General features: G+C 44.3%; 10 protein-coding genes and 2 rRNA genes. 5 read left to right on the forward strand and 7 right to left on the reverse strand.

Annotated elements, in window-relative coordinates; genetic code table 11:
* Nucleotides 1–2758 (forward strand): 23S ribosomal RNA (locus ACINWC323_RS00275); the annotation flags it as partial.
* 157 nt (nt 2759–2915) lie between these two features.
* A 5S ribosomal RNA gene (gene rrf, locus ACINWC323_RS00270) occupies nt 2916–3030 on the forward strand.
* A 77-nt stretch (nt 3031–3107) separates the two neighbouring features.
* On the opposite strand, the gene ACINWC323_RS00265 is transcribed toward rrf, so the two are convergent.
* From ACINWC323_RS00265 to ribF, 6 genes are all read right to left on the reverse strand, one after another.
* Nucleotides 3108–3653: a type 1 glutamine amidotransferase domain-containing protein gene (locus ACINWC323_RS00265; RefSeq protein ID WP_005281506.1), complete on the reverse strand. Its 546-nt coding sequence runs from the start codon at nt 3651–3653 to the stop codon at nt 3108–3110.
* A 335-nt stretch (nt 3654–3988) separates the two neighbouring features.
* The gene (locus ACINWC323_RS00260; protein WP_009516396.1) at nt 3989–4531 is read right to left on the reverse strand and encodes an NADPH-dependent FMN reductase; all 543 of its coding nucleotides are present in this window, start codon (nt 4529–4531) and stop codon (nt 3989–3991) included.
* 104 nt (nt 4532–4635) lie between these two features.
* A complete protein-coding gene (locus tag ACINWC323_RS00255; RefSeq protein WP_009516399.1) occupies nt 4636–5118 on the reverse strand; it encodes an FKBP-type peptidyl-prolyl cis-trans isomerase in 483 nt (160 codons plus the stop codon).
* 1 nt (nt 5119) lies between these two features.
* A complete protein-coding gene (gene lspA / locus ACINWC323_RS00250; RefSeq protein ID WP_153560063.1) occupies nt 5120–5650 on the reverse strand; it encodes a signal peptidase II in 531 nt (176 codons plus the stop codon).
* 4 nt (nt 5651–5654) lie between these two features.
* Entirely contained in the window at nt 5655–8492 is a 2838-nt protein-coding gene (gene ileS / locus ACINWC323_RS00245) for an isoleucine--tRNA ligase (RefSeq protein ID WP_009516378.1), read from the reverse strand.
* Nucleotides 8493–8548: 56 nt separating this feature from the next.
* Nucleotides 8549–9550, reverse strand: a complete 1002-nt coding sequence (ribF, locus tag ACINWC323_RS00240; protein WP_032881805.1) for a riboflavin biosynthesis protein RibF — start codon at nt 9548–9550, stop codon at nt 8549–8551.
* A 207-nt stretch (nt 9551–9757) separates the two neighbouring features.
* On the opposite strand from ribF, the gene ACINWC323_RS00235 reads away from it, so the two are divergent.
* From ACINWC323_RS00235 to ACINWC323_RS00225, 3 genes are all read left to right on the forward strand, one after another.
* Nucleotides 9758–10891: a TDT family transporter gene (locus ACINWC323_RS00235; protein WP_009516369.1), complete on the forward strand. Its 1134-nt coding sequence runs from the start codon at nt 9758–9760 to the stop codon at nt 10889–10891.
* A gap of 62 nt (nt 10892–10953) precedes the next feature.
* Nucleotides 10954–11520, forward strand: a complete 567-nt coding sequence (locus ACINWC323_RS00230; protein ID WP_009516392.1) for a 5'-methylthioadenosine/S-adenosylhomocysteine nucleosidase family protein — start codon at nt 10954–10956, stop codon at nt 11518–11520.
* A gap of 204 nt (nt 11521–11724) precedes the next feature.
* Nucleotides 11725–12051 (forward strand): hypothetical protein, encoded by a 327-nt coding sequence (locus ACINWC323_RS00225; RefSeq protein WP_249364873.1) that lies wholly within the window; start codon nt 11725–11727, stop codon nt 12049–12051.
* 258 nt (nt 12052–12309) lie between these two features.
* Here ACINWC323_RS00225 and ACINWC323_RS00220 read toward each other — a convergent pair whose 3' ends face one another.
* Entirely contained in the window at nt 12310–12921 is a 612-nt protein-coding gene (locus ACINWC323_RS00220; protein ID WP_005228225.1) for a TetR/AcrR family transcriptional regulator, read from the reverse strand.
* Nucleotides 12922–13011 lie beyond the last annotated feature (90 nt).

Here is a 13011-nt window from a genome sequence, read left to right on the forward strand (position 1 = left end):
CCGCTATAAGGCGGGTATCATAAGCTGAATACATAGGCTTATGAAGCGAACGAGGGGAAGTGAAACATCTCAGTACCCTTAGGAAAAGAAATCAATTGAGATTCCCTTAGTAGCGGCGAGCGAACGGGGAGCAGCCCATTAAGTTATGTGTGTTCTAGTGGAACGCTCTGGGAAGTGCGAACGTAGAGGGTGATATTCCCGTACACGAAAGGGCACACATAATGATGACGAGTAGGGCGAGGCACGTGAAACCTTGTCTGAATATGGGGGGACCATCCTCCAAGGCTAAATACTCCTGACTGACCGATAGTGAACCAGTACCGTGAGGGAAAGGCGAAAAGAACCCCTGTGAGGGGAGTGAAATAGATCCTGAAACCGCATGCATACAAGCAGTGGGAGCACCTTCGTGGTGTGACTGCGTACCTTTTGTATAATGGGTCAGCGACTTATATTCAGTAGCAAGGTTAACCGCATAGGGGAGCCGTAGAGAAATCGAGTCTTAATAGGGCGTTTAGTTGCTGGGTATAGACCCGAAACCAGGCGATCTATCCATGAGCAGGTTGAAGGTTGGGTAACACTAACTGGAGGACCGAACCCACTGTCGTTGAAAAGCCAGGGGATGACTTGTGGATAGGGGTGAAAGGCTAATCAAGCCTGGTGATAGCTGGTTCTCCCCGAAAGCTATTTAGGTAGCGCCTCGGACGAATACCATTGGGGGTAGAGCACTGTTTCGGCTAGGGGGTCATCCCGACTTACCAAACCGATGCAAACTCCGAATACCAATGAGTACTATCCGGGAGACAGACTGCGGGTGCTAACGTCCGTAGTCAAGAGGAAAACAATCCAGACCGCCAGCTAAGGCCCCAAAATCATAGTTAAGTGGGAAACGATGTGGGAAGGCATAGACAGCTAGGAGGTTGGCTTAGAAGCAGCCACCCTTTAAAGAAAGCGTAATAGCTCACTAGTCGAGTCGGCCTGCGCGGAAGATGTAACGGGGCTAAAACTATGTGCCGAAGCTGCGGATGTATACTTGTATACGTGGTAGGGGAGCGTTCTGTAAGCCGATGAAGGTGTATTGAGAAGTATGCTGGAGGTATCAGAAGTGCGAATGCTGACGTGAGTAACGACAAAACGGGTGAAAAACCCGTTCGCTGAAAGACCAAGGGTTCCAGTCCAACGTTAATCGGGGCTGGGTGAGTCGACCCCTAAGGCGAGGCCGAGAGGCGTAGTCGATGGGAAATTGGTTAATATTCCAATACTTCTGTGTAATGCGATGAGAGGACGGAGAAGGTTAAGTCAGCCTGGCGTTGGTTGTCCAGGTGGAAGGCAGTAGGCATGCATCTTAGGCAAATCCGGGGTGCTCTATGCTGAGAGCTGATAGCAAGCTGTACTTGTACAGTGAAGTGGCTGATACCATGCTTCCAGGAAAAGTCTCTAAGCTTCAGTTACACAGGAATCGTACCCGAAACCGACACAGGTGGTCAGGTCGAGTAGACCAAAGCGCTTGAGAGAACTCTGCTGAAGGAACTAGGCAAAATGGTACCGTAACTTCGGGAGAAGGTACGCTGCTGACGGTGATGGGACTTGCTCCCTGAGCTTTGGCAGCCACAGAAACCAGGCCGCTGCAACTGTTTATTAAAAACATAGCACTCTGCAAACACGAAAGTGGACGTATAGGGTGTGATGCCTGCCCGGTGCTGGAAGGTTAATTGATGGGGTTAGCGTAAGCGAAGCTCTTGATCGAAGCCCCAGTAAACGGCGGCCGTAACTATAACGGTCCTAAGGTAGCGAAATTCCTTGTCGGGTAAGTTCCGACCTGCACGAATGGCATAATGATGGCGGCGCTGTCTCCAGCAGAGGCTCAGTGAAATCGAAATCGCTGTGAAGATGCAGTGTACCCGCGGCTAGACGGAAAGACCCCGTGAACCTTTACTGCAGCTTGACATTGAACTTTGACCTTACTTGTGTAGGATAGGTGGGAGGCTTTGAAGTTAGAACGCTAGTTCTAATGGAGCCGTCCTTGAAATACCACCCTGGTAATGTTGAGGTTCTAACTCTGCCCCGTAATCCGGGGCGAGGACCATGTCTGGTGGGTAGTTTGACTGGGGCGGTCTCCTCCTAAAGAGTAACGGAGGAGTACGAAGGTGCGCTCAGCGTGGTCGGAAATCACGCGTAGAGTATAAAGGCAAAAGCGCGCTTAACTGCGAGACCCACAAGTCGAGCAGGTACGAAAGTAGGTCTTAGTGATCCGGTGGTTCTGTATGGAAGGGCCATCGCTCAACGGATAAAAGGTACTCTGGGGATAACAGGCTGATACCGCCCAAGAGTTCATATCGACGGCGGTGTTTGGCACCTCGATGTCGGCTCATCTCATCCTGGGGCTGAAGCAGGTCCCAAGGGTATGGCTGTTCGCCATTTAAAGAGGTACGCGAGCTGGGTTTAGAACGTCGTGAGACAGTTCGGTCCCTATCTACCGTGGGCGCTGGAAATTTGAGAGGATCTGCTCCTAGTACGAGAGGACCAGAGTGGACGAACCTCTGGTGTACCGGTTGTGACGCCAGTCGCATCGCCGGGTAGCTATGTTCGGAAGGGATAACCGCTGAAAGCATCTAAGCGGGAAGCCTACCTCAAGATAAGATTTCCCTAGGAATTTATTCCTCTAAAGAGCCGTTCGAGACTAGGACGTTGATAGGTTGGGTGTGGAAGCACGGTGACGTGTGAAGCTGACCAATACTAATTGCTCGTGAGGCTTGACTATACAACACCCAAACAGTTGTTGTATTCAAGATAAATTCAATACATAACTTGATTTAGTGTAAACTAGTTACAATACGACTCGATTAAACTAATCCGTTAATAACTCTTTCGGTACTAAGTGGCAAAAAACGTAAGACCACCCAAAACCAAAACAGTTTGCTGGCGACAATAGCAAGAGTGAACCACCTGATCCCTTCCCGAACTCAGAAGTGAAACCTCTTAGCGCTGATGGTAGTGTGGCACTTGCCATGTGAGAGTAAGTCATCGCCAGCTTTTAAATATGAAACACCCCCTCCGCTAACGCAGAGGGGGTGTTTTTTATTGCGGAAAACATAATACTGTCTAAGAGCTTATTCTTGGCTCAATTCTTTCAAGATAGCTTCATTGAACTGCGGGATATCATCTGGGCAGCGTGAGGTGATAAGAGGCCAGTCATTGGTATTACAACGATGTACCGCTTCATCCACCCAGTGTGCGCCTGCATTTTCCAGGTCCAGACGAATGCTTTTATAGGACGTCAGATTTTTATCCTTAATCCGTTCTGCATTGATGAGTGTCCAAGGCGCATGACAGATTGCGGCAATCGGCTTGTTTTGATCGGTAAAATATTGAATTATGGCATGGGCTTTTTCATTGAGCCGTAAGGTATCGGCATTAACGGTACCGCCAGGAATAATCAAAATATCGTAATCTTCTACAGAAACCTGATCTAATGAGGCTTGTGGTGTATAACTTGGACCAAGTGCCTTATCACCTTTTACCGTCTGCACCGCATCAAAGCTTTCTGCAGCATGGATGACTTCAATACCTTTGCCTTTTAAAAATTCGAGCGGCTGAATCAGCTCATCATGTTCAACGCCTGCGTTAGATGTGATGATTAATGCTTTTTTACCCATGGTTACGACCTCAAAATCATTTTTATTTTAGGGTAACAAGCTAAAAACATGAAAAATGTAGGGCTTTCTGGGGCAGATTGTATCTTGCGGGATACGATGTCAATTTCTGTTACATGCTTCAGATAGATAACAAATAGATAAAAAGAAGCCCCATCATCCTGACGGGGCTTCTTTGTATTCCGCTTATGTCGTTGATATCCTATTAACGACCACGTCCTGTGTGTTTTATTATTCTCAATGAGACTTCCTGTCTCTCTATGCTTCATATATTAACGATTAAGCTGGGGTGGATATAGACGTAAATCTACCTGATCAACGTACGCTTAGGCGTACAATTAAGCGATATGATACTTCTGTAGTTTACTCATTAACGCTGACAAGCCTTTCACTTCAAACTCATTGGCTTCAAACGTTTCTTCTTTATTACGTTTAAAAATATCACGGATTTCAAGAACGGCATTGCTGTCCACCAAGCCGATATAGGTCGCGACCTGACGGAGTTGATCAATTGAGCGCGAGCCATTGGTTGCACCATAGCCCACATAAGCCGCAGGTTTACCTTGCCATTCCTTAGCCACGTAATCCAGTGCATTTTTGAGTGCTGGACTGTAGCCATGATTATATTCAGGGCTAATCAAGATAAATGCATCAGCTGCGGCAATTTTATCGGCCCATTGTTGTTGTTTAGGTTGGTCATAAACACCTGTCGCTGGAGGATGCGCGCCTGCAAAGATAGGTAAGGCCCATTCTTTCAGATCGATAATCTCGGTCTGAATATCATTTAATGAAAGTTCATTGATGGCCTGATCGACCCAATTGGCGATTTTAATGGCTATACGGCCTTCGCGGATGCTACCGACGATAATGTAAATGAGCATATTGATCTTCCTGTGTTATTGCTTTGAATCGAAAATAAATGTCTTTTAATGATCTTATACTTTTATTCAGGGTTAAAAAAAGCTCTCATTTGAGAGCTTTTATGTTACATCAATTTAATGCCTTGCTGTCCAGCCGGGGTGACCTTAAAGATTTCAACTTCAAAGGTAATATTTTTGCCTGCCAGTGGATGATTAAAATCGATTTCAGTGGTGTCATCATTGACCGATTTTACAATTCCAAATAAGGTGGCTTTGGCCTTATCTTCAAATTCAATCATATGACCAACGATGGGACGTTGTTCAAACTTAACGGTATCGAAGATTTGGATATTTTCAGCATTCCAAGGGCCAAAAGCATCTTCAGGTGGTAAATGTACAGTACGACGATCGCCTGCACGTAAACCAAATAAAGCTTTTTCAAAGCCAGGTAACAGGTTACCGTCACCAATGACCAGACTGACAGGCTCTTCACGGCCACGGGTATTGTCGATCTCAACACCATTTTCGATTGAAACCGAAAAGTGCAAGTCAACTTTTGAACCGTCCTGAATACGAATTTCTTCGTTTGGGTGAATAATTTCGTTCATCTTATCTATCCGCATTTTGGTTGCGTTTCTTCTCGAGGAAGAAGGTATCGATTAGCAGTAAAATCGTTCCCAAAGTAATGGCACTATCTGCAAGGTTAAATGCCGGGAAATGGCTGTTCTGGTAATAGACATGGATAAAATCAACCACATAGCCTAGACTGACACGGTCAATCAGGTTGCCAATGGCTCCCCCGAGAATCAACGCAATTGCCATAGGCAAAATGATCATTTTCTTTGGCATGCGCATGAGCCAGAACACAAAAATAACCGACACAATGCCTGCTAGAGAGGTAAACAGATAACGTTGCCAGCCACCCGCATCAGATAGAAAGCTAAATGCTGCGCCATGATTGTGAAGTAATGTCCAGTTTAAAAAAGGCAGAACCGGAACAGGATCAGCATAATTTAAATGCGAACTTGCAATCCATTTGGTCCATTGATCCAGCACAATGGCAAGGACAGAAAGTCCAAGCCACATGAAGTTGTGCGGGTAAAACTGGAATAAGCCTTTTTTTGCGGGGCTTGTTTGCACAGAATTATGCATATTTTCTCACTTCGCCACTGCCAGTGACATTGATAATACAACGAGCGCATAAACCAGCATGACCAACGTGTGTATTTACATCTGGCAACACATGCCAGCAGCGTACACATTTTTCACCATCCGCCGCTGAAACCTGAACACGTAACCCGGCAAGGTCAGTGCTTTCACCTTGTTCAGCATACGGATGCACAATGACTTGAGAGGTGATCAAGACAAAGCGTAATTCATCAGCCAATTGGTTCAACAATTTCTGTAATGCTTCATCTGCCCAAAGTTCAACTTTTGCAGATAAGTTACTGCCAATCAGTTTAGCGTTACGTGCTGCTTCAATCTGTTTATTTACTGCTGATTTTACGCTAATCAATGTTTGCCAATCTGCTTCAGACAGTAAGTTTGCTGTTGATGCGGTTGGAATGTCATACCATTCAGCGGTAAACACATATTTTTCAGTTTGTTCTGGGATTAAAGGCCATGCTTCTTGTGCAGTAAAGCTGAGAATTGGTGCCATCCAGCGAACAAATGCCTGAACGATATGGTACAGCGCGGTTTGGGCAGAATGACGTGCTTGTGAATCTGCCTTGGTGGTGTATTGACGATCTTTGATGATGTCGAGATAGAAACCACCCAAATCGTTGATACAGAAGTTGGTGAGGGCATTGGTCACAATATGGAAATTCATCTCTTCATAGGCTTGCTGAATGGTTTTTTGAACCTCAGCAGCACGTTGCAGGATGTATTGGTCTAATGCAATCAACTGGTCCACTGGCAGCGCATCCGTAGATGGCTTGAAGCCATTCAGGTTCGCCAGCAAGAAACGTAAGGTGTTACGGATACGACGGTAACCATCTGAAGCACGGCTAAAGATTTCTTTACCAGCCGTCATTTCATAACGATAGTCCGCAGAAGCGATCCAGAAGCGTAAGCCATCTGCACCCATATCTTTAATAATGTCTTGTGGGGTAATGATATTACCTAATGATTTAGACATTTTACGGCCTTTCTCATCGACCACAAAACCGTGGGTGAGCAAGCCTTTATATGGCGCGCGTTCATTGATGGCAATTGAGGTCAGCAATGAAGACTGGAACCAGCCACGGTGTTGGTCTGAACCTTCAAGATACAAGTCTGCAGGATCTTGCAGGTCTTCACGTTCACGTAGCACCGCATAGTGGGTTGTGCCAGAGTCGAACCAGACATCCAGTGTGTCACGGATTGCATTGTAGTTTTCGGCATCTGCACCAATGAAGTCACTTGCTTCACGGTTATACCAGCCGTCAATCCCTTCCTGTTCGATCAGCTTAGCCACTTCTTCAATCAGTTCAGGCGTGCGCGGATGCAATTCATTGGTATCTTTATGAACGAAGAATGGGATTGGCACACCCCAGGTCCGTTGACGTGAGATACACCAGTCAGGACGACCTTCAATCATGGATTGGATACGGCTTTGACCCCAATCAGGCACAAACTCGATGTCATTTTCAATCGCGTTTAATGCATTTTGGCGTAGACCGTTGGCATCCATGCTGATAAACCATTGTGGAGTCGCACGGAAGATAATTGGTGTTTTGTGACGCCAGCAATGTGGATAGCTATGCTTGATTGGCTGATGTGCCCATAAACGGCCCACTGCACCCAGTGCTTCAATAATTTGCGGATTGGCTTTATAGATATGCTCGCCTGCAAAAATTGGCGCAGTGGGTAAATATACACCATTGCCGCCTACAGGATTTTCAACTTTTAATTGATAGAGCAAGCCAACTTTATAGTCGTCTACACCGTGGCCTGGTGCGGTATGAACTGCACCTGTACCACTGGTTGCAATCACGTGCTCGCCTAAAATCACAGGCACTTGGCGATCAGTTAACAGCGGATGTTGCAATAAAAGATTTTCGATTGCCGCACCTTTGAAATCAGCGAGTACAACTGGGTTTTCAAGCTTATAGCGCTCGATTGCCGATTCGACCAGATCTTTGGCCAGAATAAAGTTTTGCGTACCACGATCAGTGGTCACCTGTACCAGTTGATAGTCGATTTCAGCATGCAACGCGACCGCCTGGTTGGCCGGCAAAGTCCATGGCGTCGTGGTCCAGATCACGATATCAGTCGCATCTTTCACCTCGACATTCAAACGTGTGCTGAGATCTTTCAGATCAACCACGGTAAAGCCGACATCGATGGCATCTGATTTTTTATCTTCGTATTCAACTTCAGCTTCAGCCAGAGAAGAACCACAGTCCATACACCAGTTCACTGGTTTTAAACCCGGCTCAATATGACCTGCCTTGGCGATTGCACCAAGCGCACGTACGATATCTGCTTCTTGTTTGAAGTTCATGGTGAGGTATGGATTGTCCCAGTCACCAAACACGCCCATACGTACAAAGTCTTTTTTCTGTAATTCGACTTGGGTATAGGCATATTCACGGCATGCTTTACGGAAAGTTGATGCATCAACCTTGACGCCGACCTTACCGACTTTTTCTTCTACTTTCAGTTCGATTGGCAGACCGTGACAGTCCCAACCTGGCACATAAGGTGCGTCAAAGCCATCTAAAACACGGCTTTTGATAATGATATCTTTTAAGACTTTATTGACGGCATGGCCTAAATGGATTTGACCATTGGCATAGGGAGGGCCGTCATGAAGGACATATTTTTTCTTGCCAATACGCGATGCACGAATCTGCTGATAAATGTTGTCGGCATACCACTCTTCTAACCATTTAGCTTCACGCACAGCCAAGTTTGCCTTCATGGCAAATTCAGTCGCAGGCAAATTGAGTGTGGCTTTATAATCCACTGCATTTTCAGGAGTTTGCTTATCGCTCATGCAAGTTTTCTTCCAGTTTGATCAGTTTGTAAACTGACATGTATTACGTTTTAAATTTAAAAAGGAAATTCTGCTGTGCTGCTACGATAATCTCGTAACTTTTGCACATCATCATTAATTCCGGCTTTGAGGGCTTCAAGCGAAGGGTAATTCAGCTCACCATGTAAATAGTGAAGGAAGGTTACCCGCATCAATAAGCCATACAGATTAGCAGAAACATCAGGGAAATGTACCTCTAATCGCCATTCTGGCTGGTCTTGTTTGATGGCTGGGCGTGTTCCCACATGACCTGCACCAAACAAACTGTCAGCTTGATAGCCAGAGATGCCATTGAGGGCAGGATCTGCATGTTTTATTTTTGCTGTAAGAGAGGCATCTTCACACACCACATCGACCGCATAAATCCCGTTTAAACACGGTTTATGACGGTTTAAACGCACATTGATCGTTGGGAAATCAAGGGTGCGACCAATCTGATCACCATATTGCACTCGGCCAGTGATGCTATACGGACGACCTAGTAATTTTGCCGCTAATGCCAGATCACCTGCTTGTAGCACCTGACGAATACGGGTTGAACTGACCCGTTCACCGTTTAAGGCAATGGTATTTAAATTGGTGACATCAAAGCCATAGTTGCGTAGAAACTCGCTGTTGCCTTGGCGGTCTTTACCAAAATGGAAGTCATCTCCCAGTACAAGGCTTTGCGCATTCAGTTTTAATTTGAGTAGTTCTGCAAATTCTGTGGCATTTAGACTTCTAAAATATTGGTCAAATTTTGCGACCGCAATGTAGTCTACACCGAGCTCGGTTAAATATTCTACTTTTTCACGTAATGAGCTAATCCGTGGCGGTGCTTCATAACCTTTAAAAAATTCAAGTGGTTGTGGCTCAAAAATCATCACCAATGTTTTTAAGCCTTGCGCAGCAGCCAACGTTTTGAGTTGAGCAATCATCGCTTGATGGCCGAGATGGACACCATCAAAATTGCCGATCGTTACCGCAGTCGGAGGTAACTGAAAATCTGGCGATAATGCGTTGAGACGAAGCAACTTCATGGGCGTTAAATACAGTGATTTTTGCAAAGGCTATATATTGCCATATTCTCAGCGTTTCGTCTTGTTGTTGTGTTTTTACACAGGAAATTTTCAGGATTTAGAAGTCTTATATCAATTAAACTGATTCATTAAATAAAAATAAATCAGTTTTTCTTATTTAACGATTGAACTAAAATAGCTGCATAGTCGCTTGATATCGAGATAGAGATGAAAAAGCCGTTTTATCAGCTAGAGCAGAGCACCGATGTAATTCGCCATTTTACCCCGAACTGGTTTACTGCAACCATGGGCACCGGGGTGGTGGCGATGATTTTAACACAGCTGCCTTTTGCTTCATCTCTTTTGTTTATGCTTGCGACGAAGTTGTGGCAATTCAATATTCTGTTATTCACCACCTTTACTGTGTTGTATGGATTACGCTGGATCTTGTTTCCGACTGAAGCAAAACAGATTTTAAGCCATCCCAATATGAGTCTGTTTTTGGGTGCGATACCCATGGGTTTAGCCACGATTGCCAATGGTTTTCTCAGTTTCGGAACACATTTATATGGCGATATTGCCATCCAGATAGCCACTTACCTTTGGTATATCGATGTTGTTCTTGCTGTAGTGATTGCGTGGGTGGTGCCATTTTGCATGTTTAGTTGTCAGGACCATCAACTGCAACGCATGACCGCCGTCTGGCTGTTGCCGATTGTGGCATGTGAAGTTGCTGCCAGCTCTGCGGGCTTGTTATTGCAACATTTAGCAGCCGATCAGCATGCCTTGACCATTTTGATCACAGGCTATGTATTGTGGGGAATTTCTGTGTTACCTGCATTTGCAATTTTAACCATCCTGATGTTACGTCTGGCTTTGCATCAGTTGCCTGAGAAAGAAGTGGCGATTTCTAGCTGGTTATGTTTAGGTCCGATCGGGACAGGGGCGTTAGCATTACTATTACTCGGTGAGCAGGCGCCACGGATCATGCAAGCGATGGGCTTTGAAGGCTTGGCAACGTTATTACCTGCTTTAGGCATCGTAGCGAGTCTGGTGTTATTAGGCTTCGGTTTATGGTGGTTTGGTATCGCGATTTTGACTACATTACGCCATATGCGCACTGGAATTCCATTTAACCTAGGCTGGTGGGGCCTCACGTTCCCGTTTGGGGTATTTATTTTGGCGATCTTTAATCTGGCACATCAGTTACATATCGGTTTTTTACAGTATGCGGCTGTGGTTCTCAGTCTGCTGCTGGTCGGATTATGGGCCTTGGTGATGAAGAAAACGCTGGCAGGAGCCTATAGTGGTCAGTTATTTTTCTCTCCCTGTTTGGTCGCCTTACAGCAGAAGATGCAATAATATCAAGGTGTGCCTGAGCACACCTTTTTTGTATCTCTATTTTGATTTGAACGAGTCTTTTTATGAATGCTGATATTGCCCTGATTATGGCGTTGCCGAGTGAATCCAAAGGTTTGTTTGAGCAGGCAGGCATAGAAGTCCATTACAGTGGAATTGGCAAAATTAATGCGGCATTCAAAGCCTTTGAGGTGATTCAAAAGACAGGGTGCAAAACATTGATCAATTTAGGCAGTGCCGGAAGTTCTCATTTTGATGCACATAGTCTGGTTGAAGTCACGACTTTCGTGCAGCGTGATATGGATGTCTCCCCACTCGGTTTTGCAGTCGGGGTTACACCAATGGATGATGAGATTCCTGCTGACATCCATGCCCAACCGCATTTTGAGTCTTTACCCAAAGGAGTTTGTGGCACGGGGGATTCGTTTGAAACGGGCTTACCGAAAGTCAGCTGTAATCTGGTCGATATGGAAGGCTATGCCTTAGCTAAAGTGTGTCAGAAACTGGGTGTACGTTTGATTTCCGTTAAATATATTACTGATGGTGCCAATGATACGGCACATCTGGATTGGGAAGAAAATCTGCTGCTTGGCGCACAAAAATTATTGGCGTTGTACCAGGCGCATTTTTAAGCACAAGGATCTATTGCTGTGGTGTATACGAAAAAAACTCTTTAATTATTAAATGATTGTTTGGGTAAATTCGCATACCGGCGATTTTATTCAATGAGCTCAATGTCTACTAAAATAGCTATACTTGCTTCTTGAAAATCACTATTTAAGAATTTCTTATTTTCAATAATTAGTTGTATTTTAAAGATAAAGGATTAGGTTCCTTTGTACACGGAAATTGAAACAGTACTATTGAGAGTGGCGATGATTATTTGCAAATTGTTAGAGAAAAAATGGCTTTATAGAAAATTTCTGCTCAGCATAGACGGTAATTCTTATTATGTGGAATATCATGGACGAGGAGCTGGGTATGAATATGTTGCGCTGAATGGAAATGTTGTAGATGGTGGAACAAGCCAGCCTTGGTTTATTCCATCTTTCTCTTTTGACATTGAACAGCATAAAATTGTGTTAAATGTTCGTGTTTGGCCATGGCTCGCGATTAAGAGCTTAAAGATTTCAGTGGATGGAATAGAAGTTTTTATTATTTAAGGTTAGATCCTTAATTTAGAAAATCTAAAATTCAAATAATATATTTTATAGACAATAATTAATCTTTTTCTTTGGGTATGAAAATTTCAGTCAAAATCGCCTTATAGTTTATAGCACTGAAATTATTTTTTTTGACTTTCCATGCTCCATAATTTCATTTAGGCAAACTTAATAATATTTTCGTGCATTCAATAAAAAAGCGACTAACAAAGCCGCTTTTTCTATTTTAATCGCTAAGATAAGGCGTGTGAAGAAAATTTAACGCGGCAATACGCCGTATAACATCACATGCACAGTATGCTCGATGCTGCGTTGAAACATACTCCGATTACGCAAGGTTTTGCCTGTCACCATTTCAATCTGGGTCGAGAAATCCGCATAATTCTGTGTAATGGCCCAGATATTCAGAATCAACAGTTCTGGATCAATCTCTGCCGACAATTTACCTTGTTCTTGCCAAGTTTGAATGACTTTAGCTTTACGCTTGAACAGTTTTTTTAACGGACCTTTCAAGATCGGCAAAATATGAGGAGCACCTTGAATAATCTCGAGTGCAAATAAACGTGAAGCCTTTGGCTGGTCACGTGAGCTTTCAATTTTTTGAATTAAATAATGCGTCAGTGCTTCTGTTGGTTCAAGTTCAGACTCCAAGGTCTGCAAAGGTGCCAGCCATTTTTGCAGAACCGTGGTGAGTACTTCCACATACAGTGACTCTTTATTTTCATAGTAGTAGAAAATATTGGATTTATGCATATTTGCGAGCTGTGCAATCTCATCCAGACTTGCGCCACTAAACCCATAGACGGAAAAAACATCCAGGGCAGCATTCAGCAGTTGATTGCGCTTTTGTGTACTTTTTTTCTGTTCCATCTGCGAGCTTGATTCAAAAAATGTCATTGACATTGTAAGATAAATTGCCGGATTTGTGCACAGTCACAGAATTTTTTTATCGAAAAAATT

This window comes from Acinetobacter sp. WC-323, assembly GCF_000314615.1.
In the GTDB taxonomy this organism is placed as follows: Bacteria; Pseudomonadota; Gammaproteobacteria; order Pseudomonadales; family Moraxellaceae; genus Acinetobacter; species Acinetobacter courvalinii.